Here is a 22,878-nt window from a genome sequence, read left to right on the forward strand (position 1 = left end):
ATTCTGCAAGGCGCCAAGCGGTCGCTTCGGCGCTGATGTTCGTGGCATCGGGCCGCTCCTCGGGGTTCCGTGCGCCAGCATGCCCTGCCGAGATACTGCCGACGGTTCAGTGAGTGTCGCCGTGGATCCGCGTGCCGCGCGGGATTCCGCCGGGGTGAGACACGTGACCGGTCTGGTGTTCGGGATGCTCTTCCCCGCGACGGTCGTATCGGGTTGTGTACAAGCTCGTCGAAGTCACCACCACGAGGATCCCGACGATCACTCCTAGGGAGACCAGTGTGGGGATCACCGGAACGCCCGGCCATACGCCATGAGCCCAGTGCAGCACGAGCTTGACGCCGATGAATGCCAAGATCGCCGCCAGCCCGTAGCCCAGATGCACCAGCTTGCTCAGCGCCCCCTCCAGGACGAAGTAGAGTGCCCGAAGCCCGAGCAACGCGAAAGCGTTGGTGGCGAAGACGAGGAACGGATCACCGGTGATGCCGTAGACCGCGGGCACCGAATCCACGGCGAAGACGACATCGGTCGCCAGCACGGCGATGACGACCAGGGCGAACGGGGTCGCGGCACGCCTACCGGACTGCCGAACGAACATCCGAGGGCCCTGGTAGGAGTCGGTGACCGGCATGAATCGGCGCAGCAGCCGCACCGAACGCATCGAGGACACGTCGACCTCGTTGCCGTGCCCGGACTGCTGGTCCCGCAAGATCTTGATCGCAGTCACCAGAAGGATCGCCCCGAAGAGGAGGAACGCCCAGCTCAGGTTCGCCAGCACTGCGGCGCCGAGCGCGATGAAGATGCCGCGCAGCACCAACGCCCCGACGATCCCGTAGAGGAGCACCCGCTGCTGGAGCTCACGCGGCACCGCGAAGGCGGACAGCAACAACATGAAGACGAACAGGTTGTCGACAGACAGTGACTTCTCGACCAGATAACCGGTCAAGTACTCGACTCCGCGCGTCGACCCGAACTCTGCCCAAACATAGGCCCCGAACGCGAGCGGCAGGGCGACGTAGAAGATCGACCATCCCACAGCTTCGCGCATGCTGACGTCGTGCGGCCGACGGGTGACCACGAAGTCGAGCGCGAGCAGCGCGACAACCCCACCGATGGTCCCGGCCCACAGCATCGGTGTCCCGATCGTCTCCAAGCTCCTGCTCGGACCTACGACGAGCACCACCTCGCGAAGTGCAGTCACCTTCATCAACCTACCGGACCTTCTCTCGACGTCATGACCGCCCGCGAGTCGGGGCCATCTGCCCTACCGCGCGACACAGGCGTCCGCGAAATGCAACGGGCCTTCTCTCTACCCGGTCCGGTATCGCCTGATGCGCGATCGGCACCTTGGTCGAGCGCAGCACCCGGTTCACGATGCTGGTCCACCTACCCCGCGAGGAGGGCTACGGGGTGATCCCGCGGACCAAGAACGGTCCGGCGCTGGCCGGCTACGGAGCGATCACGATGAAGAACGCCATGGCCAACACGATGACGACGCTGCCTGAACAGCTGCGACGGTCGCTGACCTGGGACCGCGGCAAAGAGCTCTCAGCCCACGTCGCATTCAAGGTAGAGACCGGCATCCCGGTCTTCTTCGCCGACCCCCCCAGTCCGTGGCAGCGCGGCACGAATGAGAACACCAACGGACTGCTGCGCCAGTACATTCTCAAGGGCACCGACCTGGCTCGCTGGAGCAACGACGAGGTCCAGGCCGTCGCCGTCGCGCTCAACAATCGACCGCGCAAGATCCTTGGGTGGAAGACACCCGCCGAGGCCTTCGACGAACAACTACGGTTACTCCAAATGGCCGGTGGTGCGACGATCGATTGAACCTGGTCAGTACACGTCCTGGGTCTTCGGACACCGACTGCGAGACGCCGGCCTGCTCGGATCGATGGCCGCGTGGCCTCGAGCGTCGACAACTCGATGATCGAGTCGTTCTGGTCGACCATGCAGCGCGAACTCCTCGACCAACGAGCCTGGGACCGCCCCGCAGAACTCGGATCGGCGATCTTCGAGTGGATCGAAGCTTGGTACAACCCGAGGCGTCGGCACACCGCCCTGGCCATGCTCAGCCCCCTACAGTTCGAGAACAACCACCCACCACGAGCCCTGGACTCCTCAACCCCGTGTCCGTGAGACCGGGGGAACATCACCGTGTCCGGAGAACCGGGTCAGGCTCATCCGCATCCGCGAGCCCGATGGTCGGGTCGAGGTCGACACGGTGGAGAAGGGTGTCGCCATCCTGATCTACGACGACGCGCTCGACCGCACCTCGGTAGTTGAGCTACTCGACGATGGCGGCGCAGTCCTGCACACCGCCTCGCTTCACGCGAAATCTGCTTGAGAGGCGAGTCAGCCAACCGGATCTGCCGCTCTGGGCGCGAACGAACGTAGGTCGCTCAGTCCCCCACGACAGGGAGGTGCACCTTCGCGTTCTCGATGACCACCGCGCCCGGGGTGCGGCTGCCCATGCCGGCGAATGTGTCGCTGACGGCCGAGGCGAGCACGTAGAGCGTCTGCCCCGCCGGCACGTCGATCGCGACGGCCGGCAGGTCGATACGCCGGCGCTCGCCGACCACCGGCTCGAGCGAGCTGAAGGGCAGCACGTTGTTCTGCACGAGGTGGGCGTCGGCGGGGCTGGTGCCGACGGCGAGGCCGTAGAACGCCCGGTTGTTGGCGCCGAGCGCGGTGACCTGGCCGGTGAAGTACGACGACCCGGCGATGCGGATCGGACCCTCGGCGACGGCGTACGCGATCGGGGCGCCACCGCCCTCGGTCGTGGCCACGGTGCCGATCGACCTGGTCGCGTCGGGGGCGACGCTGTCGACCCGCGTGCAGGTGCTGTCGGGGGTGGCGAGGTGGTAGTCGCCGTACCCGCGCAGGCCCCGGTCCCTGCCCTTGAGGTGCTCATCCATGAACTTCAGCGCGAGGTCGGAGAAGGAGCCGCCGCCGAGCCGCTTCGAGCACGGGTCGGAGGTGACGTTGACGCCCTGGGGGAACACCGACGGCAGCACGTGGCCGCCGTTGTAGCCCACGAAGATGCTGTGCTGGCGCGCCTTCTTGGTGAGCGCGTGCCGCCATGTGGCCAGGCCCTGCTGGAGCGGGAAGAGCGTGTCGGTCGTGCCCTGGCCCATGAGGACCGGGACGTCGAGCTTGCGGCCCTTCGAGACGTGGAACTTCGGGCCGTTCTTCCGGAAGAACTTCACCATGTTCTCCGTGCCCGGGACCGAGCCGTCCGGCCACATGCCGGTCGCGGCGCCCTCGACGAGCGCCTTGTAGACGTGCGGCGGCAGCGCGTCGGAGGCGGTGGCCGCGGCGCTGAGGGCGAGGGCCCACTCGGTGCGGACGACCCCCTCGGGGGCGAGCGACTCGTTGAGGTCGTACCAGGTGATCTCGGGGGCGAGCGCGTCGAGCACCGGCGTGCCGGTGGTGCGCAGGCTCTCGAACGCCGCGAGGTACTGGTAGCCGCCGCCGTAGCTGCCGCCGATGGCGCCCATCCGCGGGTCGCCCGGCGCGTCCTTGCGGACCCAGCGCTGGTCGGCGATCAGCGCGATCAGCCTGCGCACGTCGTGGCCCTCGAAGGCGGGGTTCTCGACGTGGGCGTAGCCGCCGCTCTCGCCGAAGCCCCGCTGGTCGAAGGACAGTACGCCGTAGCCCGCGTCGAGCCACTTCTCGAAGGCCGCGGGGTCCTTGGTGCGCGAGCCGCCCCAGCCGTGGCTGTGCATGATCAGTGGCACCTGGTGCGACCTGCTGGCGCCGGCGGGCCGGAAGAGCGAGTAGCAGATGTCGACCTTCTCGGTCGTGTCGGGCTCCGGGACGCTCTTCAGGCAGCCGTTGATGACGGTGGGGCCGGCGGCGGCCGGCGCGGCGGTCGCGGCGGCGCTCGGGACGGGGACCAGGCCGGCGACCGCGAGGCCGGCGGCGCCGAGGGCGAGGGCGATACGAGAGGTCATGGTCCGACAACGATGCGCCGGTGAGGCTGGTCACGCCACCGCGCCAGGTCAGCTGGTCCGCCTGTTCGGGCGCCGCTGTGCATCTCGAGGTAACTCCGTGCTCCTGCGGACGCCGTTCAGCGAACGTGCGCCACGTCCGCGGTCTCGAGGAACCGGTCGAGGTAGTGGTCGGCGAAGATCCGGGCCGCGACCTCGCCGCGGTTCCGCACACCGAGCTTGCGACGAACCGCCCGGACGTGGTCGTGCGCCGTGTGTGCGGAGATGCCGAGCTCGCGGGCGATCTCGGTGTCGGTGAGGCCTTGGCACAGCAGCCGGGTCACCTCCACCTCGCGAGCGGACAGCCCGACGCCCGCGACGAGCGACCCGAACAGCTCCGCGGGCGTGGAAGCCGCCAGCACGACGACCGTACGGCGCTCGCTGAGCGGCTGTTCGTGTGCCGTCATCCAGCGCCCGTCGTGGGTGCCGACCACGAACGAGAACCGGGGCTGCCGCTGCGCCACGGCCAGCAGGTGGTCCAGCGGTCGGAACTCGACGAGCGCCGGGTCGTCGATCTCCCGCAGAGCTGCCTGGCCTCCGGACTCGCCTCGACCACGCGGCCGTCCTCGATCACGACGACGCCCTGCATGGCCCGGCCCGGTCCCGACGCCACGGCGACCAGGGACTGCACCACGGCGTCTCGGAGCGCGGCTCCGATCGCGGGGGGCGACCGCGTCGAGGAGGTCCGCCTCCGTCGGGCTGAACGGCGGAGCCGAGGCTGCGCGCCAGAGTGACACCCCGCCCCAGGTCGCACCCGCATCCCGACACACCGCCCGCATCTCGTCGCCGTATCCGAACGGCACCAGCACCGACCGACGCAGCTCGTCGTCGGGATCGTCGTACGCCGACATCGTCGACACCGAGGCGTCGCTCGCGGCGAGCCGCCGGAACGTGCGGGGCGCGTCGTTCAGCTCGCTGGCGAAGAAGGGGTGGCAGCACTCGGCCGGAAGCCGATGGACCGCGCCGGTCGAGAACCACCCCGTCTGGGGGTCCATGAGCACGAGCGCGCCCCCGTCGGCCCGGACCGCCGACACCAGCGCGCTCAGGAGTCGCGCCGCGAGCCGCGCCGGGACGTCCCCGGCGCCGTCACGGACGGCGACGCGGATCGCGTCTTCGAGCGAGCGGCGCGCCGCCGTACCCATGCACGGGAGTCTAGTAACGATCCCCGGATCCGGGGATGGATCGGGCGCCCCGACCGGACCGAGGCTGAGGGCATGACCTCACTGACCCCGAGTGCACCCACGGCCGTCACTGCGGACGACGTCCCGGTCCTCGACCAGCTCAGCTTCCTGTGCCGCACGCTGCTCACCGGCGCCGACACCGGTGGCGCACTCTCGATCGTCGAGGAACGCGGGCGGCTCGGCTGCATGACGCCGCGCCACGTCCACGAGCGGGAGGCCGAGATCTTCGTCGTGCTCGACGGCGCGCTCGAGGGCTGGTGCGAGGGGGTGAGCCACCTCGTGGAGAGCGGGAGTGCGATCCACCTGCCGGCAGGACGGGAGCATGCCTTCCGGGTCGCCTCCGAGACGGCGCACTTCTACACCCTGATCACCCCCGCCGGGTTCGAGTCGTTCTTCGCCGCGACCGGCATGCCGACCGGGCAGCCCTTCGACGGCGAGCTGCCGGTGCCGGGGCCGGTGCCTCCCGAGGCGGTCGCCGCGCTGCAGGAGGTGCTCACGCCGCTGGGCTGCGTGGTCACCGGGCCGCCACCGTTCCAGCCCTGACGAGCACGGCTCCCGGACGAGCCCGTGCGCGGCCGGACCGATCCCACCCTCGGCACGGCGCTCCAGTCGGCGTCAGCCGACCAACCTGCAGATGACGGATGACCACGCCGGAGCCGACGAGCCGGCGAAATTCGCCTGGCGCCTGATCGACGCGCCCGGGGACGAGGGCGAACCAGGTGCCGGGCTCCTCGATGAGGATGGACGAGGCGCACTGGTCAGTGCGCCGCCCGCGCCTTGACGCAGCATCGGCCGGGCTCGGGCTCGAGGCAGGCGACGACCTGCTCACATCCGAGCCCCTCGGCGACGCCCTGGACGAAGTCGCGGTTGAGGCCGCACACGAGAGCGGTGTGCTTCTTGGCGAGGGTGTCGAACGGGCAGTTGCTCAGCACCACGACACCGGGTTCGACCTGCGGCTCGTAGCCCTGGCTGCCCAGCACCTGGGCCATCGCGTGCAGCGGGCGCGCGGGGTCGACGCCGGTCGTCGCGACACCGACGTCCCGTCCCTCTGCGAGCGCCGCCTCGCGCAGTGCGTCGTCCAACGGCAGGCCCTGGGCGGCGCGGCCGACCGCTGCAGCGAGGATGTCGCCGGCCAGGTCGTAGCGCCTCGGGGGGATCGACACCGTGAACTCCCGGTCGGCGCGCCGGTAGAGCTTGCTCGGGCGGCCCGCGCCCGGACCCGACCGGCCGCTCAGCCGGCGGTACTCCACCTCGAGCAGCCCCTCGGACACCAGTCGGTCGAGATGGAAGTTCACGTTGTGCTGGGCGATGCTCAAGGCGGCGGCCGCCTGCTCGCGGCCGACCGGGTTCGGCTGCCCCACGACGTACTCGTACAGCGCGCGGCGGGTGTCGTCCGCGAGAGCGCCGATGCCTGCCGCGTGCGCTGCCAGATCCATGCACCGATTCTAAAACACAATCTTCTTGACACAACACATGCCGCGGTCTATTTTTCAATATGATCCTTTTTAGAATGAGGAGAGTCCCATGACCGCCACCACCTCCCACCCCTCCCCGACCGGGACGCGGCTCGGCGCCGCGCGCGCCTACCAGCTGCTGCGCGCCGCCTTCACCCTCGCGCCGATCGCGTTCGGACTGGACAAGTTCTTCGACCTGCTGACCGACGACTGGGCCGTCTACCTCGCGCCCTGGGCCGACGACATCGTCCCGGGAAGCGCCCACCAGGCGATGCTCGCCGTCGGCGTCATCGAGATCCTCGCCGGCGTCGTGGTCGCCGTCGCACCCCGGTTCGGCGGCCCACTGGTGGCCGTCTGGCTGGCCGGCATCATCGTCAACCTGGTCACGATGGGCGAGTTCTACGACATCGCGCTGCGCGACTTCGGTCTCCTCGTCGCGGCCGTCGCGCTGACGCTGCTGGCGTGGGACCAGCGCGCGGGTGACACCAAGGCACCGGCGTGAGCACGGCTGCGGCGGACCCCACCGCCTGCGCCGCTCCGGCTCGCTGGCGGCCGCGCGTCACGCACGCTCGGCCGGAACCCGACCCCAGGGCGGCGCAGGAGGCGGCCGCTGACCTCCTCGCCGCCCTGGGGCTCGACCTCACCGACGAGCACCTGGCCGACACCCCGCGGCGCATGGCACAGACGCTGATCGAGATGACCACGGCGTCGGACTTCGAGCTCACCACCTTCCCCAACGAGGAGGAGTACGACGAGCTCGTCTTGGTGCAGGACATCCCGGTGCGGTCGCTGTGCGAGCATCACATGCTGCCCTTCGTCGGCGTCGCCCACGTGGGCTACCTACCCGGCAGCCGGATCCTGGGGCTGTCGAAGTTCGCCCGCATGGTCGACCTCCACGCCCGCCAGCCCCAGACCCAGGAACGCCTCACCACACGCGTCGCCGGCCAGCTCCAGCGCGGCCTGGAGCCGAAGGGCGTCGGCGTGGTCATCGAGGCCGAGCACACCTGCATGAGCCTGCGCGGAGCACGCGCCGTGGGCACGCACACGGTCACCTCCGCCCTGTTCGGACAGCTGCGTGAAGACCCGCGCAGTCGCGCCGAGTTCCTCGACCTCACCAGGAGCAGACGGTGAACATCGTCGTCGTCGGAGGAGGACTCGCCGGAGCGAGCGCCATCGAGGAGCTGCGGCAGCACGGTCACAGTGGCGACATCGTCCTGGTCGGCGACGAGCGACACCTGCCCTACGAACGCCCCCCGCTGTCCAAGGGACTCCTGCTCGGCACCGAGAAGGTGGAGTCGGTCTTCGTCCACGACCGACAGTGGTACGACGACCAGCAGGTCGACGTCCGCATCGGCAGTTCGGCGACGGCCCTGGACCTAGACCGCGGCCAGGTCCACCTCGGCGACCAGCGAGTTGCCTACGACCGGCTCCTCCTGAGCACCGGCGCCGAGCCACGCCGGCTGCCGATACTCGACGGGCTGGACGTACCCGTCCTCTACCTCCGGACCCTGGACGACGCCGCCGCCGTGAAGAGCCACCTCGCCGGGCGGGTGCTGATGGTCGGCGCCGGCTGGATCGGTCTCGAGGTCGCGTCCGCGGCACGCCAGGTCGGCGCAGAGGTCACGGTCCTGGAGAACAACCCGCTGCCGCTGCTCGGAGTGCTCGGGCACCAGCTCGGCCTCTTCTTCGCCGAGCTCCACCGCCAGCACGGCGTCGACCTGCGCCTCGCCACCTCCGTCGTAGAGGCGGCCGGGCAGGTGGTCACCCTCTCCGACGGGACCCGCCTCACCCCCGACGCGGTCGTCGTCGGCATCGGCGCCATCCCGCGCGACGACCTTGCCACCCGCGCCGGGCTGGCCACCGGCAACGGCGTTCTGGTCGACGCCCGGCTCCGCGCCGGCGACCCGCACGTCTACGCCGCAGGAGACGTGGCCAACCATCGTCACCCCCAGCTCGGCCGGCTTCGCGTCGAGCACTGGGACAACGCCATCCAGCAGGGAAGGCACGCCGCCCGAGCCATGCTCGGCGACGACCCTCCCTACCAGCGGATGCCCTACTTCTTCACCGACCAGTACGACCTCGGCATGGAGTACGTCGGCTACGTCGGACCGGACGGGGCCGACGAGCTCCTGATCCGAGGCGATCTCGACCAGTCCGTCCTCACCGCGTTCTGGGTACGCGACGACCGGGTCGTCGCCGGCCTGCACATCAACGACTGGGACGCCATCGAACCCATCAGGCGCATCGTCGGAGGGCCCGTTACCTCGCAGCTGCGCGACCCCAGCACCCCCTTTGCCGCTGGGTGAAGCCGGGCGAAGCCGGGGCCCAGCCACCGGGCGGGGCGCGAGGCGATCGACATCACCGTCGCCCAGGCCGACGGGGCTCGAAGCTCACCGGATCAGTCGGACGCGGCATCGAGAGCGGCCGAGACGCGGCGGTGGGCCTCCCAGATCTTCTCGGGAAGGTTGTCGAACTGAGCGAGGTGCTCGGCGCGGTAGGACATCTCCTGCTTCCAGCGCGGCACGTCGATCGACAAGATCGTCTCGAGGTCCTCCGGGGTGATGTCGACGCCGGCGAGGTCGAGCTCGTCGGCGGTCGGGACGATGCCCACCGGGGTCTGCCGACCCTGGACCTCGCCGTCCTTGAGCCGCAGCAGCCACAGCAGCGGGCGCAGGTTGTCGCGGTAGCCGGGCCACAGGAAGCGGCCGTCGTCCCCGCGCTGGAACCAGTTCACGTGCGCGAAGATCGGCTGCTCCGAAGCGGCGCCGACGATCTCGAGGTAGTGCGCGGCGTAGTCGCCCTCGCCGTAGGCCATGAAGGGCCGGTTCGACATCGGGTCGTAGCGCAGCACCCCCTCCACGCCCTCCGCGGCGGCCGTGGCCTCGGCGCCCAGCGTCAGCCCGTCGTACACACCCTCCGCGAGGTCGGTGATCGCCCGGATCAGCGGCTCGCGGTCCCGGGTCCGGCCGCCGAAGATGATCGCGTCGATCGGCACGCCGGCCGCGGCGTTGTAGTCGTCGGCGATGTTCGGGACGTTCGCGAGCGTCGTGGTGAACCGGCTGTTCGGGTGCGCCCACGGCTCCGTGCTGCCGGGCTCGCGGTCGGCGATCCGGTTGCCCTTCCAGTCCAGCCAGCCGCGGGTGTCAGACGGCGGCTCGGGCGTGCGCCCCTCCCACCAGACCTCCTGGGTCAGCTCGTTGTAGGCGACGTTCGTGAAGATCGCGCCGGTGCCCGGGTCGACCGAGTGCAGGGCGACCGGGTTGGTGCGCTCGTTGGTGTCCTTGGCGACGCCGAAGACGCCGAACTCCGGGTTCATGGCGTAGAGCCGGCCGCTGGCCTGGTCGACCCACAGCCACGCGATGTCGTCGCCGTAGAACGACACGTGGTAGCGGTCGCCGAGCGCGTCGGGGGTGAGCAGCATCGCCAGGTTCGTCTTGCCGGAGGCGCTCGGGAAGCCGCCGCAGATGTGGTACTTCCGCCCGGTCTCCTTGTCCTCGATCCCGATCAGCATGTACTGCTCGCCGAGGAACTTCTTCGAGGTCCAGCCGTCGTAGGCCGCCTGGCGCAGGCCGTGCGCGATCTTGCCCAGCAGCGCGTTGCCGCCGTACGACGACCCGAAGTGCAGGATCGTCCGCTCGTCGGCGACGGTGACGAAGTAGCGCTGGTCGTCGGGCGTGCCCTGACCGAGGCTCTCCAGGTCGCCGGTGACGTGCACCGCGCGGACGAACGTGTTGGGGTCATCGAGGTTCTCGAGGTACTCCACGCCGACCCGCGCCATCCGGTTCATGTGCAGCACCACCGTGCGGGTGTCGGTCACCTGCACGCCGGCGGCGTACGGCGCCAGCTCGTTGCCGGGAGGTGCCATCAGGTACGGGATGACGTACATCGTCTTGCCGGCCGAGGCCCCGCGCATGCGCTCCTTGAGTAGCGGGGTCATCTCAGCCGAGTGGTGCCAGTTGTTGTAGACGCCACGGTCCTCGACCTCGCTGGTCGCGACGATCGTCCGTTCCTCCGAGCGCGCGGTGTCCTTGTGGTAGCTGCGGGAGTAGTAGCGTCCCTCCCCTGCCGGGAGCAACTCCCCCGCCTCCAGCGCCTCCTGGACCAGGCGGGCGTCGTCGTCGAGACCCACGACCTCCACACGCTCGGCCCCGGTCAGCTCCGCCCAGTACTCGACGTACTCGCGCACCCGCGGGTTCTTGACCCCCGCCTCGTCCAGCACCCTGTTCACCTCAGCGGCGTCAACCATCGTCGTCCTCGTCTGTCGAAGTACCTTCGCGCGAACGGTACATGACTTGAAGATATTTGTAAGTCATGTAGTCTTCATGGCGAGACGAGGGGGACGATGTGGTGCGAGCCGCGCGAAGGGTCGAGGAAGTCACGGTGCTGACGTCATGAGCGTTCCCCTCTACCAGGCGAAGGCGGAGTTCTTCAAGACCCTCGGGCACCCGGTGAGGATCCGCATCCTCGAGCTGCTCACCGAGCGCGACCATGCCGTGCACGAGCTGCTGGAGCAGATCGCCGTCGAGCCCAGCAGCCTCTCCCAGCAGCTCGCCGTCCTGCGTCGTACGTCGCTGGTGGTGTCCCACCGCACCGGCGGCGAGGTGGTGTACTCCGTGAGCGTGCCCGAGGTCCGCGACCTCCTGTTCGCCGCCCGCAGCATCCTGTCCAGCATCATCGCCTCCCAGAGCGAGCTCGAGGCCGAGCTGACCCCCTCCCCGCAGACGTGACGCTGGAGCCGTCAGTCCGCCGGCCGGCCTTCCAGCCCGTCGCCCGGCGCGTCCGCGACCTGTCACCACGCCGTGCGGACTGGGCACCCGCGCACCTCGGCCGCGACGCCTCGGCCGGGCTGATGGTCGGCCTGGTCGCGCTGCCGCTGGCACTCGGGTTCGGCGTCAGCTCCGGGATGGGGGCGGAGGCGGGCCTCGTGACCGCGATCGTGGCCGGCGCGGTCGCCGCCGTGTTCGGAGGCAGCCGCGTGCAGGTCAGCGGCCCGACCGGCGCGATGACGGTGGTGCTGATCCCGATCGTCGCGACCTACGGCGCGCCGGGCGTGCTGGTGGTCGGACTGCTCGCGGGACTGATCCTGGTGGCCCTCGGGTACGTCGGTGCCGGTCGGGTCATCCGGTACGTGCCGATCCCCGTGGTCGAGGGCTTCACCCTCGGCATCGCCGCCATCATCGCCCTCCAGCAGGTTCCGGCGCTCCTGGGCGTGCACGTGGAGGCCGAGAAGGTGCTCGTGCTGACCTTCCGCGCCGCCCGAGCCTGGGCCTCGACGCCGCACTGGCCACCCGTGCTGCTCACGCTGGGCGTGGTGGCCGTGATCCTCCTGGTGGCGCGGGTCCGGCCCGCGTTGCCGGCCTCCTTGATCGCCGTCGTCGCCGCGACCATCGGCAGCACGGCGCTCGACTGGGACGTCGCCCCGATCGGCACCATCCCCGCCGGGCTCCCGACCCCGTCGCTGCCCGGCGTCCCGCTGGCCGATCTCACCGCGCTCATCCTTCCCGCGATCGCCGTGGCCGCGCTGGCCGCGCTGGAGAGCCTGCTGTCGGCGACGGTCGCGGACGCCATGAGCGTGGGACAGCGACACGACTCCGACCGCGAGCTGGTCGGCCAGGGGCTGGCCAACCTCGCCGCCCCCCTGTTCGGCGGCATTCCCGCCACCGCCGCCATCGCGCGAACCGCGGTCAACGTGCGCTCCGGCGCCACCTCGCGCCTGGCCGCACTCACGCACGCGGCGGTGCTGCTCCTGGTGGCGTTGGTGGCGACCCGCTGGGTCGCCGAGATCCCCGTGGCGGCACTCGCCGGCGTCCTCATCGCCACGGCCGTGCAGATGGTCAAGGTGTCGAGCCTCAAGGCACTCCTGCGGGCGACCCGCGGCGACGCCACGGTGCTGCTCGTCACCGCGGCCGCGACCGTCGTCTTCGACCTGGTCACCGCCGTCCTGGTCGGCCTGGCGGTCGCCGGGTTCTTCGCCCTCCAGCAGACCGCCCGTACCGCGCGGCTCGACGAGATGCCGTTGGACGGGAGCGACCACACCGACGAGGAGCAGTCGCTGCTCGACGAGCACATCGTGGCCTTCCGCATCGACGGACCGCTGTTCTTCGCCGCCGCCCACGACTTCCTGCTCGAGCTAGCCGAGGTCAGCCAGGTGCGCGTCGTGGTCCTCCGCATGTCCCGCGTCACCGCGGTCGACGCCACCGGCGCCAGCGTGCTCGCCGACACGATCGGACGCCTCGAGCGGCGCGGCATCACCGTGCTGCTCTCCGGCGTCCAGCCACACCATGAGCGGGTCCTCGACAGGCTCGGCGTCTACGCCGGTCTGGCCCATGAACGCCACCTGTTCGACACGACGCCCCAGGCGATCGCGCATGCGCGAGCGCACGCCGCCCGCGCCGACCACTCCACCGCCGACGAGGGCTGAATCGCGCGGCGACGGGCGAGCCACCCAGCCCGGGTCGCCGCGACAGCGACGGCGGCGGAGCGGCCCTCAGCGGGGTTACTGCTCGTTGCGCAGCGTGACGACCAGGCTCTGGAGCACCACCTCCGGCGGGAGGGTGACGGCGGTGCGGACCAGGCCGGCGACGATCGCCGGATCCATCTTGCGCTCCGCCGGGAGGCGCACGCCCGGCTCGTCGTGGCCGGGGACACCGGGATCGCGCATCTCGCCTCGGCGTACCGCACCCCGTCGGTGGTGCTCTTGACGCCCGTGCCGAACGCGTAGGAGAGCAGGGCGTGCCCGAGCGCGATCCTCCTGATGCGCGTGGAGGTCAGCTCGGTCTCGGAGACGGCGAACGACATGCCGACCGTGAAGGCCCGGCTGACGCCGAGACCGTCGAGACACCAGGAACGGCCCCTGGAACGGCCGGGGCCCTGGGGGCCGTTTGTGGTGTCTCGACGCACCCTCCACGCTGGGTGCGTCAGCTCACGTCGCCTCGTCCAGGCGGCTCAGGACCGAGAGCGCCACGGTGGCCAGGGTCCGCACCTGGGCCTTGGTCAGGCCGTCGAACAGGAGCTGCCGGACCAGCTCGACATGCGCCGGGGCGGCGCTCTCGAGCGCCCGGCGTCCCGCGGGCGTGATCTCCACGTAGGCGCCGCGTCCGTCCTCGGGACTGGCCGCCCGCGCGACCAGTCCGCGCTCGGCCATCCGGGCCACCTGCCGGGAGACCCGGCTCTTCTCCCACTCCAGGCCCCGGCCGAGCTCGAAGGCGCGCAACCGCCCATCGGGTACGTCGGTGAGGTGCACGAGCACGTCGTAGTCGGACAGCGACAGACCCGACGTCGCCTGCAGCTCGCGGTTGATGCGGGCCGACAGGTGGGCGTGGGCATCGAGCCATCCGCGCCATGCCCGCTGCTCGTCGGGGTCGAGCCAGCGCACGTCCAGGGGCACGGACCGAGTCTAGGCAGCCCGCACCTGTTGACAGCGCCTCCGACCAGGGTCAATCTGGTTGTCACGACAACCAGCGCTCGGGACAGGCAGGGTCTGGAGGACGCGATGAGTGCCTGGAACTTCATGAGCTACGACAGCAAGGACAACGTGCTGGCGGCGGTCCGGCGGGAGTCGTCGGACATGTTCGCGCTGGCCGAGGATCCCGGGTCCTGGGAGGCCCCCACGGGCGCCGGCCACTGGCAGGTGCGCGACATCTTCGGGCATCTCATCGACACGACCGAGACGTACTTCACCGGCTTCGACGCGGCGCGCGGCGCCGGCGAGGGTCCCCCGTTGGTGCCGCTCGCCGAGATGGCGGTCCACGTGGACCGGGGCGCCCAGGCGTTCCGTTCCCTCGAGCGGGAGGAGGCCCTCGATCGTCTGCGCGCCGCCCTCGAACGGATACTGGCCATCGAGGAGGGCCTCTCCGAGGAGGACTGGAACCTCCTGGTCCCCCACAAGTACATGGGCCCGCTGCCGGCGTTCTTCTACCCGGTCTTCCAACTGGTCGACTACGCCGTGCACAGCTGGGACATCCGCGAGGGCAGCGGCAAGCCGCATGCGCTCGAGGGCCGCTCCGTGGACCTCCTGGTCCCGCTCTGCTTCGTGCTCTGGACCGCGACCGCGAAGGTCGGACCGGAGACGAAGCCCATGGACCTGGGCGTGCGGATCCTGTCCGGGGAGAACGCCGGGGAGACCCGCATCTGCGTGCGGCCCGAGGGCCTGACCACCAGCACCGACAGCATCGGCGACGTGCCCACCACGATCGACTTCGACCCGGCCAGCTTCGTCCTGACGGCGTACGGCCGCATGAACGCCGGCACCGTCCACGGAGATCGGGATCTCGGGCACGCGTTCCTCGACGGGTTCTTCCGGATCTGAGGTGGGTGCCATGCCGTCGATCGACCTGGACGCCATCTCGGCCGAGCGGGAGCTGATCCGCCAGGACTTCCTCCGGGACGGCCCGGACCGTCCGGCCACCAGCGGCGCCGGTCTGCACCACTTCGCGCTGATCTGCGCCGACGTGCGACGCACGGTCGAGTTCTACCAGGAGCTCCTGGAGTTCCCGCTGACCGAGATCTTCGAGAACCGTGACTATCCCGGGTCCAACCACTTCTTCTTCGACATCGGCGAGGGCAACCTGCTGGCGTTCTTCGACCTGCCGGGGCTCGACCTCGGTCCGTACGCGGAGGTGCTCGGCGGCCTGCACCACCTCGCCATCTCGGTGACGCCCGAGAAGTGGGAGCACCTGCGGGGCAAGCTGGACGCAGCCGGGGTGGAGTACCTGATCGAGAGCGAGAAGTCGATGTACTTCCGCGACCCCGACGGCGCCCGGCTGGAGCTGCTGGCAGACCCTCTGGGCGAGATGTACGGCACCAAGGTGCTCTAGCTCGTCAGCGGGCGGGCCACTGCCCAAGCGACGCAATTGCGCCGGAAGAACGGCGCCCAGGCCCTCCCGTTGCCCAAACGGCGCAATTGCGTCGGGAGGGCGACGGAGACCCACGTCCGCGACGGAACCACCACGCTCACGTCGTGGGGTCGGCCGAGAGGTGCTCGTGGACCCCCAGCCAGCGTCCCGCCGCGTCCGCAACAACGTGTTCGACAACCTCGGCAACGTCGTCGCCTTCCTGTCCGCCCTGGCGCTGGCCGCGACGATGGGGATGAACGCCTACGGTGGCGCGCTGTCGGTGCTGACCGCCATCGACTCGTTCCGGCCGCTCAAGCCGACCCGGACCGCGCGCATCGTCGCCATCCTCGCCCTGACCGTGGTCTGGTACGTGGTGGGCGAGTCGATCACCGGTGACGCCGTCAGCACCGTCTTCACGGCGCTGACGCTGATGCTCTACCTCCTCGTGCCCTGGACCGCGACGAACCTGATCGACTACTTCTTCGTCCGCCGCGGCCACTACGCGATCACCGACACCGAGCTGTTCCGGTCGAGCGGCCTGTACGGCGTCTGGGCCTGGCGAGGATTCACGGCCTACGCCGTCGGCTTGCTCTTCGAGATCCCGTTCATGGTGCTGCCGGCGCTGGGCGGCTGGAGCTTCGCCGGGTTCATGGTGGAGAAGGTCCATGGGATCGACATCGCCTGGATGGTCGGTCTCGTGGTCTCGTCCGTCACCTACCTCGTCCTCACCAGGTCGCTGGACCTCGACGCGGAGCGCCAGGCGCAGCGCGAGAGCGACCAGGAGCTGGCCAGGATCGACGAGGCGACCGCCACCTGAACGGGCGCGGTGTCGAGCAGCTTCAGCGTTCGCTGAGCACCGATCGCGTTGACCGGAACCACGGGCAGCCGCCGCCCAGATGGAGGCCGATCCGCGAGAAGGCAGCGCGGAGAACTCGCGTCGCCCGCGCCCGGCCGGGGCCGCATGCCGGCCCGTCGGCTCCCCACGACGTGATCATTGACATATGTCTGCTGCATACATAATTTCGGCACTCATCAACCAATATCTCGCCGGCGGACGGCCAAGGAGTGTCATGGAGACTGGGCAGGCATCGGTCGCGAGCGCGGGCGACTCGAACGAGCGCGACTACAGCCTGACCGGCGAGCGCTCGCGGCAGGCGGTGCGGCTCGGGCTCACCGACGCGGAGTGGTACCGCCCGCCGATCGACCCCGACCGGCTCCGTGAGCTGATGACGCGGCGGAACGGGCCCGCGATCCGCGACACCGCGCTCTGGCTCTCCCTGCTCGTAGCCAGCGGGGTGCTCGCCTACCTGGCCCTGGGGACGTGGTGGGCCGTGCCGGCCTTCGCGGTGTACGGCGCGCTGTACGGCGGGGCGGCAGACCCCCGCTGGCACGAGAACGGTCACGGGACCGCCTTCAAGACCCGGTGGCCCAACGACGTGGTCTACGCCCTGGCCTCGTTCATGCTGCTGCGCGAGCCGACGCTGTGGCGCTGGTCGCACGTCCGGCACCACTCCGACACCATCATCGTCGGCCGGGACCCCGAGATCAGCTTCCCCCGGCCGTTCCGGTTCCGCACGGTGCTGCCGAACTACCTCAACCTGATCAGCGGCCCCCGGATGCTGCTGCGCATCGGGCAGCACGCATTCGGCCGGATCGACGAAGACACCCGCGAGTTCGTCCCCGAGGAGGAGCTACGCCGCGTCGTACGCGAGGCCCGCGTCTTCGTCGCGATCCTCGGCGCCGTCGTGGCCTGGTGCCTGGCCACGGGGTCGATCGTCCCGCTCCTGTTCGTGGGTCTCCCCTCCTTCTACGGCGTCTGGCTCGTGTGGTTCTTCGCGATCACGCAGCACGCCGGCCTCAACGAGGACGTGCTCGACCACCGGTACAGCACCCGGACGGTCTACATGAACCCGGTGTTCCGGTTCCTCTACCTCAACATGAACTACCACCTCGAGCACCACCTGTTCCCCTCGGTGCCCTACCACGCACTGCCCGCCCTGCACGAGGAGGTGAAAAAGCACCTCCCCGCGCCGAAGACCTCCATGTTCGACGCCTACAAGGAGATCGTGCTGGCCCTGCGGATGCAGCGCCGCAACCCGGACTGGGAGATCCCCGGACGCGAGGTGCCCGAGGACGCCGGCTACCGCATCAACGGGACCAGGGCGTCCTCCCGGAGCCTGGCCACCAGCATGGCCGTGGCCGCCGGGCTGGAGTCGCGCACCGACCTCGGCCCGGCCGACCTCGTGATGCCGGGTCAGGTCACGCGCATCGACGTCGAGGACCACACCTATGCGCTCTACCGCACCCGGCGCAACGCCTACGCCCTCACCGACGGCATCTGCACCCACGGCAGCGCCGACCTCTCGACCGGGCACCTCGACGACTGCATCATCGAGTGCCCCAAGCACAACGGACGCTTCAACGTCCTGACCGGGGAGCCGGTGCGACGGCCGGCCAAGATCCCGCTCGCCACCTATCCGGTCGAGGTCGTCGACGGCCGCCTGCTCGTCGCGCTGCGCGGGCCCGGGCCCCAGGCCGCCGCGAGCAACTCCTCCTGATAGGACATCGACGATGACACTGCATCCCCAGGCCTCGGCGCTCCTCGGGTCGCTCGGCGCGGCCGGCGCCCCGCCCCTGAGCCAGCAGACCGTGGCCGAGGCGCGCCGCGGCGCGTACGGCTTCCTCGACCTGTTCGGCCCCCCGGAACCGGTGGCCTCGGTCGAGCACCACTTCGTGCCCGGGCCCACCGCCGACCTGCCGGTCCGGGTGTACCGACCCGACTCGGCGGGCGACGGTCCCGCCCCCGCGCTCGTCTACTTCCACGGCAGCGGCTTCGTGATCAGCAACATCGGGATCTTCGACACCCCCAGTCGCGCCCTCGCGAACCGTACGGGGTGCGTCGTCGTCGCCGTGAACTACCAGAAGGCGCCCGAGCACCCGTTCCCGGCCCCGCTCGACGACGCGTACGCCGCGACCCAGTGGGTGGTGGGGAACGCCGAGGCCCTCGGCATCGATCCCGGTCGCGTCGGAGTGATCGGCGACAGCGCCGGCGGCACCCTGGCCACCGCCGTGTGCCTGAAGTCGCGTGACGAGGGCGGTCCGGCCATCGCCACGCAGATCCTCGTGCACATCCCGGCCCAGTTCGGGGTGGAGACCACGTCCATGCGAGAGAACGCGACCGGCCTCCTGCTCGAGGCCGACGACATGCGCTGGTTCACCGGCCACTATCTGCAAGACCCCGGGGACGCCCGCCATCCCTACGCGGCGCCGCTCTCGGCCCCGAGCCTCGCGGGGCTGCCGCCGGCGCTCGTGGTCACGGCGGAGTACGACGTCCTGCGCGACGACGGCGCCGCGTACGCGGACCGCCTGCGCGAGGACGGAGTACCGGTCAGCTACACCTGCTACCCCGGAATGATCCACGCGTTCTACGGGATGACCAGGCTTCTCGACGCGGCCTCGGAGCTGTACGACGAGATCACCGCGCACGTGCGCCAGTATCTGGGCGCCGCGGGTCCCACCGGCGAGGGAAGGGCGGAGTCGTGAGGATCGAGGCCGACGTCGACGTCTGCGAGGCGTACGGGGAGTGCGTCGCCGCCGCCCCTCAGCTGTTCGCGATCAACGACGAGAACTCCGTCGAGGTCCTCGACCCCTCGCCCCAGCCGGACCAGGCGGCCGCTGCGGAGCGCGCGGTCTGGGCCTGCCCCGTGCACGCGCTGTCGATCGCCGAGGACTGACCTCGTCGATCGGCCGCGCGAGCGCTGCCGCCTGAGTGTCGCGATCGCGAGACGGCGCAACAGCCCCCCGCGAGCGTTGCTAGCCTTCGGGATCGTGATCGAATCCCTGCTCGACCTCAGTCCCGTCATCCCGGTGGTCGTCGTCCACGACACCGAGGAGGCAGTGGGAGTCGCCCGCGCCCTGGTGGACGGAGGCGTGCCGGTCATCGAGCTCACGCTGCGCACCCCCGTCGGGCTCGAGGCGATCCGGCGGATCGCCGCCGAGGTGCCGGAGATCGTGGTCGGCGCGGGGACGGTGGTGACCTCCGAGCAGGCCGCGCAGGCAGCCGAGGCCGGCGCCCAGTTCCTCGTCTCGCCCGGCAGCACCGACCGGCTTCTCGACGCCATGACGGAGACCGGTCTCCCCCACCTGCCCGGCGTGTCGACAGTGTCGGAGACGCTCGCGCTGCTCGAACGTGGCTATCGCGAGCTGAAGTTCTTCCCGGCCGAGGCTGCTGGCGGATCCGCGTTCCTGAAGGCGCTGCAGGCGCCCGTCCCGGCGGCCCGCTTCTGTCCCACGGGAGGCATCACGCAGGCCAACGCCTCGACGTACCTGGCGCTGCCGAACGTCGGGTGCGTCGGTGGCTCCTGGCTGACCCCGGCCGATGCGCTGGCCGAGCGCGACTGGGCTCGAGTGAGCACACTCGCGGCCGCGACCAGCGGCCTGAGGGCCGCCGACTGAGGCCTGCCCGGCCCTTCCGCGCGGATCGGCCCGCCGTCAACCGATCCGATTCCGCGATATCCCGCGATATCGTGCGCCCGTGCTCGAAGACGAACAGGCGCGCAGCCTCCTCGAGATCCTGGACCTGGTGCGCTCGGGTCAGGCACTGACACGGCCGGACCTGGCCCGCGCCACGCAGTTCGGTCGCGCGGTCGTCACCAGCCGTCTCGAGCAGCTCCTCGACCTGGGGCTCGTCACCGAGGGTGAACTCCTTCCGGTGCCGCGCGGCCGCTCCCCGCGCGGTCTCCACTTCAACACCACTCGCGGCCATGTGCTCTGCGCCGACATCGGCGCCCGCTCCATGTTCGTCGGGCTGTCCGACCTCGGTGGCCAGATCGTCGATCACGTGGGCATCGAGCACGACATCGGGCTCGGACCCGAGCAGACGCTGACGGCCCTCTGCGAGGAGTTCAACAAGATCCTGGAGCGCGCCGAGGACAGCGGTGCCCAGGTGTGGGCGATCGGCCTGGGCGTGCCGGGACCGATCGAGCACTCCACCGGCCGCGCGGTGAGTCCGCCGATTATGCCCGGCTGGGGCGACCTCGACGTACGCCGCCGCCTCCAGGAGCAGTACGGCGTCCCGGTCTGGGTCGACAACGACGTCAACGTGATGGCCCTCGGCGAGCTCAACGTCGGCAACGCCCGCCACCAGCGGGACGTCGTCGTGGTCAAGCTCAGCACCGGCATCGGCGCGGGCCTGATCTCCAACGGGGTGCTGCATCGCGGCGCGCAGGGCTCGGCCGGCGACATCGGGCACGTCAAGGTGAGCGACGACCCGACGATCGTCTGCCGGTGCGGCAACACCGGGTGTCTGGAGGCACTCGCCAGCAGCTGGGCACTCGGCCGGCAAGGACAGGAGCTGGTCGAACGAGGGGAGAGCAGCTTCCTGCTCGAGCGAACGGCGGGGCGCGCGGTCACGGGAGACGACGTGGTCGTGGGCGCGATCAGTGGCGACCACGAGTGCATGAAGCTGATGAGTGAGTCCGCGCGACTGGTGGGCGACACGCTCGCGCTGATCGTGAACTTCTACAACCCTGCGCTGATCCTCCTGGGCGGTCGGCTGATGGCCGCCGGCGACGCCTACCTCGCGACGGTGCGCAACATCGTCTACTCACGATCACTCCCCCTCGCGACCCGCGAGCTGGTGGTGGCCAAGGTCGGCCTCGGCAGCGAGTCGGCCCTGCACGGAGCGGCGGCTCTGGCGCTCGAGGAGATCTTCCAGCCCGACTACTTCGCCGACTGGGCGGGACGTCGGTCGACTCCCGAGGTCCTCCCCCAAGCGACCTGACCGCGTGGCCGGCCCCGTGACCGGCCCGTGACCGGCCCGTGACCGGCCCGTGACCGACCCCGTGACTCGGTGCCGCCTCAACGCTCCTGCATGCGCGTCACCTCGATCGGGCGCGCGAGCAGCGGCTCGGCGTCGGCGACCATGGCGGTCAGGTGTGGCAGGGCGAGGTGCACCTCGAGGCTGGCGGAGTCACGCCACTCCTCAACGAAGACCAGGTGCGCGGGGTCGGCCTCGTCCTGGAAGAGACGGTAGGACAGGCAGCCGTCCTCCGTCCGGGTGATCGCCACCAGGGGCTCGAGCAACCGCCGGAGCCTATCCCCGCTCTCCGGACGGGCGTGGAAGTGGGCGACGACGTGCAGGGTCATGGCAGGCTCGCAATCTCAGGTCGGCCGTACGGGGAACGATGGGGCGCCCACGCGTGGAAGCGCCGGTCAGCGAGGAGCTCGTCGACGGCCATCGCTGCGGCGCCGACCAGACCTGCGGTCGGGCCGAGCGAGCTGGGCCGGATCACGAGGCTCCTCGTCGCCAGGGGCAGGGACCGCCCGTAGACGACCTCGCGGATCGTGGACAGCACCAGGTCCGACCCCTGCACGAGCCCGCCGCCGACGACGAGCCTGGAGGGGTTGAAGAAGTTCACGAGCGTGGCCAGGGTGCCCCCGACGAGCCTGGCGGACCCGGTCAGCAGGTCCAGGGCCAGCTGGTCCCCCTGGGACGCGGCGGTCGTGATGTCGGCGATCTCGAGCGGGGCTCCTGCCGCCACCGCGCCGGCGAGGAGGGGGCCGCCTTCCGCGGCGGCGCGCTCGACCGCCCGCCGCGCCAGCGCCCCTCCACCGGCGACGACCTCGAGACAGCCGGTGTTGCCGCAGCGACAGGGCTCGTCGTGTCCCATGACCGCGACGTGGCCGATGTCCCCTGCGGCCCCCTGCGCGCCCCGGTGCAGCCGCGAGCCCGAGATGACGCCGGCGCCGATCCCGACCCCGAGCTTGACGAACACCATGTCGGTGACGCCGACGCCGGAGCCGGCCCGGGCCTCACCGAGCGCCTCGAGGTTGACCTCGTTGTCGACCCACACCGGTACGGCGAAGCGTCGGGCCAGGTGAGCCCGCACGTCGTACCCGTCCCAGCCCGGCATGATCGGCGGCGCGATGGGCCGACCGCTGGCGAACTCGACGGGGCCGGGCACGCCGAGGCCGATGCCCCAGACCCGGTCGGCGCGGACCCCCGACGACGCGCACAGCCGCTCCCACGCCGCGCCGAGGCGGTCGAGCACCGCCGCCGGGCCGTCGGCGAGATCCACCCCGTGCTCCTCCCGGACCACGATGGCCCCGGTCAGATCGCTGACCCCCGCGACGAACGACAGCGCGTCGAGCTCGGCGACGAGGACGTAGCCTGCGGCCGCTCGGAACCGCAGCTCGCGGGGCGCGCGGCCGCCCGAGGACGTCCGCACGCCGGCCTCCTCGACCAGTCCGAGCTCGCGGAGGACGCCGAGACGCTGGTTGATGACGCCCCTGCCCACGCCGAGACTTCGCCCCAGGTCGGCTCGCGTCGTCGGTCCCAGGGCCCGGACCCGCCGCATGACGGCCAGTACGTCGGGCGAGGGATCCAGTTCGGCCATGCGGCGCATATTAGCGGCCGACG

General features: G+C 70.6%; 26 protein-coding genes and 2 pseudogenes. 18 read left to right on the forward strand and 10 right to left on the reverse strand.

Annotated elements, in window-relative coordinates; translation table 11 throughout:
• Window positions 1-106 precede the first annotated feature (106 nt).
• Entirely contained in the window at window positions 107-1,204 is a 1,098-nt protein-coding gene (locus ACYQ0U_RS18825) for a TerC family protein (protein ID WP_459975417.1), read from the reverse strand.
• A gap of 128 nt (window positions 1,205-1,332) precedes the next feature.
• Here ACYQ0U_RS18825 and ACYQ0U_RS18830 point away from each other — a divergent pair.
• From ACYQ0U_RS18830 to ACYQ0U_RS18840, 3 genes and pseudogenes are all read left to right on the forward strand, one after another.
• Window positions 1,333-1,827, forward strand: a pseudogene (locus tag ACYQ0U_RS18830) (IS30 family transposase); the annotation flags it as partial.
• Window positions 1,828-1,899: 72 nt separating this feature from the next.
• Window positions 1,900-2,136, forward strand: coding sequence for an integrase core domain-containing protein (locus tag ACYQ0U_RS18835; protein WP_459975418.1), 237 nt, complete (start codon window positions 1,900-1,902; stop codon window positions 2,134-2,136).
• An 85-nt stretch (window positions 2,137-2,221) separates the two neighbouring features.
• On the forward strand, window positions 2,222-2,344 hold the full coding sequence (locus tag ACYQ0U_RS18840) for a hypothetical protein (RefSeq protein WP_459975419.1): 123 nt from the start codon (window positions 2,222-2,224) through the stop codon (window positions 2,342-2,344).
• A 55-nt stretch (window positions 2,345-2,399) separates the two neighbouring features.
• Here the strand turns inward: ACYQ0U_RS18840 and ACYQ0U_RS18845 are convergent, their stop codons facing one another.
• A complete protein-coding gene (locus tag ACYQ0U_RS18845) occupies window positions 2,400-3,953 on the reverse strand; it encodes an alpha/beta hydrolase family protein (protein ID WP_459975420.1) in 1,554 nt (517 codons plus the stop codon).
• Between the two features lie 116 nt (window positions 3,954-4,069).
• Window positions 4,070-5,131, reverse strand: a complete 1,062-nt coding sequence (locus tag ACYQ0U_RS18850; protein WP_459975421.1) for a response regulator transcription factor — start codon at window positions 5,129-5,131, stop codon at window positions 4,070-4,072.
• A gap of 72 nt (window positions 5,132-5,203) precedes the next feature.
• On the opposite strand from ACYQ0U_RS18850, the gene ACYQ0U_RS18855 reads away from it, so the two are divergent.
• On the forward strand, window positions 5,204-5,713 hold the full coding sequence (locus tag ACYQ0U_RS18855; protein WP_459975422.1) for a cupin domain-containing protein: 510 nt from the start codon (window positions 5,204-5,206) through the stop codon (window positions 5,711-5,713).
• A gap of 215 nt (window positions 5,714-5,928) precedes the next feature.
• On the opposite strand, the gene ACYQ0U_RS18860 is transcribed toward ACYQ0U_RS18855, so the two are convergent.
• Window positions 5,929-6,606 (reverse strand): helix-turn-helix transcriptional regulator, encoded by a 678-nt coding sequence (locus ACYQ0U_RS18860; protein ID WP_459975423.1) that lies wholly within the window; start codon window positions 6,604-6,606, stop codon window positions 5,929-5,931.
• Window positions 6,607-6,694: 88 nt separating this feature from the next.
• Here ACYQ0U_RS18860 and ACYQ0U_RS18865 point away from each other — a divergent pair, with 88 nt between their 5' ends.
• The 3 genes from ACYQ0U_RS18865 to ACYQ0U_RS18875 are packed head-to-tail and all read left to right on the forward strand — an operon-like array spanning window position 6,695 to window position 8,930.
• Complete coding sequence (locus ACYQ0U_RS18865; protein ID WP_459975424.1) at window positions 6,695-7,126, forward strand: hypothetical protein; 432 nt, start codon at window positions 6,695-6,697, stop codon at window positions 7,124-7,126.
• Window positions 7,123-7,755, forward strand: coding sequence for a GTP cyclohydrolase I FolE (gene folE, locus ACYQ0U_RS18870; protein WP_459975425.1), 633 nt, complete (start codon window positions 7,123-7,125; stop codon window positions 7,753-7,755). The genes ACYQ0U_RS18865 and folE overlap by 4 nt, the downstream gene beginning before the upstream one ends.
• A complete protein-coding gene (locus ACYQ0U_RS18875) occupies window positions 7,752-8,930 on the forward strand; it encodes an NAD(P)/FAD-dependent oxidoreductase (RefSeq protein ID WP_459975426.1) in 1,179 nt (392 codons plus the stop codon). The genes folE and ACYQ0U_RS18875 overlap by 4 nt, the downstream gene beginning before the upstream one ends.
• A gap of 92 nt (window positions 8,931-9,022) precedes the next feature.
• Here the strand turns inward: ACYQ0U_RS18875 and ACYQ0U_RS18880 are convergent, their stop codons facing one another.
• Complete coding sequence (locus tag ACYQ0U_RS18880) at window positions 9,023-10,870, reverse strand: phosphoenolpyruvate carboxykinase (GTP) (protein WP_459975427.1); 1,848 nt, start codon at window positions 10,868-10,870, stop codon at window positions 9,023-9,025.
• Between the two features lie 145 nt (window positions 10,871-11,015).
• Between ACYQ0U_RS18880 and ACYQ0U_RS18885 the strand changes: the two genes are divergently transcribed.
• On the forward strand, window positions 11,016-11,351 hold the full coding sequence (locus ACYQ0U_RS18885; RefSeq protein WP_459975428.1) for an ArsR/SmtB family transcription factor: 336 nt from the start codon (window positions 11,016-11,018) through the stop codon (window positions 11,349-11,351).
• Window positions 11,348-13,045, forward strand: a complete 1,698-nt coding sequence (locus ACYQ0U_RS18890) for a SulP family inorganic anion transporter (protein ID WP_459975429.1) — start codon at window positions 11,348-11,350, stop codon at window positions 13,043-13,045. Before ACYQ0U_RS18885 ends, ACYQ0U_RS18890 begins: the two co-directional genes overlap by 4 nt.
• A gap of 75 nt (window positions 13,046-13,120) precedes the next feature.
• Here ACYQ0U_RS18890 and ACYQ0U_RS18895 read toward each other — a convergent pair whose 3' ends face one another.
• Window positions 13,121-13,285, reverse strand: coding sequence for a hypothetical protein (locus tag ACYQ0U_RS18895; RefSeq protein ID WP_459975482.1), 165 nt, complete (start codon window positions 13,283-13,285; stop codon window positions 13,121-13,123).
• On the opposite strand from ACYQ0U_RS18895, the gene ACYQ0U_RS18900 reads away from it, so the two are divergent.
• Window positions 13,259-13,345 (forward strand): hypothetical protein, encoded by an 87-nt coding sequence (locus tag ACYQ0U_RS18900; RefSeq protein WP_459975480.1) that lies wholly within the window; start codon window positions 13,259-13,261, stop codon window positions 13,343-13,345. The two genes, ACYQ0U_RS18895 and ACYQ0U_RS18900, sit on opposite strands and share 27 nt — an antisense overlap.
• Here the strand turns inward: ACYQ0U_RS18900 and ACYQ0U_RS18905 are convergent.
• Together ACYQ0U_RS18905 and ACYQ0U_RS18910 are read right to left on the reverse strand one after the other, a co-directional pair.
• Window positions 13,336-13,524: pseudogene (locus ACYQ0U_RS18905) on the reverse strand (DUF1345 domain-containing protein); the annotation flags it as partial. The gene ACYQ0U_RS18900 and the pseudogene ACYQ0U_RS18905 overlap by 10 nt on opposite strands.
• A gap of 22 nt (window positions 13,525-13,546) precedes the next feature.
• On the reverse strand, window positions 13,547-14,011 hold the full coding sequence (locus ACYQ0U_RS18910) for a MarR family winged helix-turn-helix transcriptional regulator (RefSeq protein WP_459975430.1): 465 nt from the start codon (window positions 14,009-14,011) through the stop codon (window positions 13,547-13,549).
• A gap of 105 nt (window positions 14,012-14,116) precedes the next feature.
• On the opposite strand from ACYQ0U_RS18910, the gene ACYQ0U_RS18915 reads away from it, so the two are divergent.
• The 8 genes from ACYQ0U_RS18915 (at window position 14,117) to ACYQ0U_RS18950 (ending at window position 21,240) form a co-directional block, all read left to right on the forward strand.
• The gene (locus ACYQ0U_RS18915; RefSeq protein ID WP_459975431.1) at window positions 14,117-14,932 is read left to right on the forward strand and encodes a maleylpyruvate isomerase N-terminal domain-containing protein; all 816 of its coding nucleotides are present in this window, start codon (window positions 14,117-14,119) and stop codon (window positions 14,930-14,932) included.
• A 10-nt stretch (window positions 14,933-14,942) separates the two neighbouring features.
• A complete protein-coding gene (locus ACYQ0U_RS18920) occupies window positions 14,943-15,440 on the forward strand; it encodes a VOC family protein (RefSeq protein ID WP_459975432.1) in 498 nt (165 codons plus the stop codon).
• A gap of 166 nt (window positions 15,441-15,606) precedes the next feature.
• Window positions 15,607-16,275 (forward strand): cytosine permease, encoded by a 669-nt coding sequence (locus tag ACYQ0U_RS18925; protein ID WP_459975433.1) that lies wholly within the window; start codon window positions 15,607-15,609, stop codon window positions 16,273-16,275.
• 253 nt (window positions 16,276-16,528) lie between these two features.
• Window positions 16,529-18,016 (forward strand): fatty acid desaturase, encoded by a 1,488-nt coding sequence (locus ACYQ0U_RS18930; protein WP_459975434.1) that lies wholly within the window; start codon window positions 16,529-16,531, stop codon window positions 18,014-18,016.
• Between the two features lie 13 nt (window positions 18,017-18,029).
• Entirely contained in the window at window positions 18,030-19,001 is a 972-nt protein-coding gene (locus tag ACYQ0U_RS18935) for an alpha/beta hydrolase (protein WP_459975435.1), read from the forward strand.
• Window positions 18,998-19,192 (forward strand): ferredoxin, encoded by a 195-nt coding sequence (locus tag ACYQ0U_RS18940; RefSeq protein WP_459975436.1) that lies wholly within the window; start codon window positions 18,998-19,000, stop codon window positions 19,190-19,192. The genes ACYQ0U_RS18935 and ACYQ0U_RS18940 overlap by 4 nt, the downstream gene beginning before the upstream one ends.
• Before the next feature lie 94 nt (window positions 19,193-19,286).
• Complete coding sequence (gene eda / locus ACYQ0U_RS18945) at window positions 19,287-19,913, forward strand: bifunctional 4-hydroxy-2-oxoglutarate aldolase/2-dehydro-3-deoxy-phosphogluconate aldolase (protein WP_459975437.1); 627 nt, start codon at window positions 19,287-19,289, stop codon at window positions 19,911-19,913.
• A 79-nt stretch (window positions 19,914-19,992) separates the two neighbouring features.
• Window positions 19,993-21,240 carry an ROK family protein gene (locus tag ACYQ0U_RS18950; protein ID WP_459975438.1) on the forward strand — a complete coding sequence of 416 codons (1,248 nt, stop codon included), beginning with the start codon at window positions 19,993-19,995 and terminating at the stop codon, window positions 21,238-21,240.
• 77 nt (window positions 21,241-21,317) lie between these two features.
• Here ACYQ0U_RS18950 and ACYQ0U_RS18955 read toward each other — a convergent pair whose 3' ends face one another.
• Both ACYQ0U_RS18955 and ACYQ0U_RS18960 read right to left on the reverse strand, forming a co-directional pair.
• The gene (locus tag ACYQ0U_RS18955; RefSeq protein ID WP_459975439.1) at window positions 21,318-21,605 is read right to left on the reverse strand and encodes a putative quinol monooxygenase; all 288 of its coding nucleotides are present in this window, start codon (window positions 21,603-21,605) and stop codon (window positions 21,318-21,320) included.
• Entirely contained in the window at window positions 21,602-22,855 is a 1,254-nt protein-coding gene (locus ACYQ0U_RS18960) for an ROK family transcriptional regulator (protein ID WP_459975440.1), read from the reverse strand. The genes ACYQ0U_RS18955 and ACYQ0U_RS18960 overlap by 4 nt, the downstream gene beginning before the upstream one ends.
• Between the last annotated feature and the right edge of the window lie 23 nt (window positions 22,856-22,878).

The sequence above is a fragment of the Nocardioides pyridinolyticus genome, assembly GCF_054653575.1.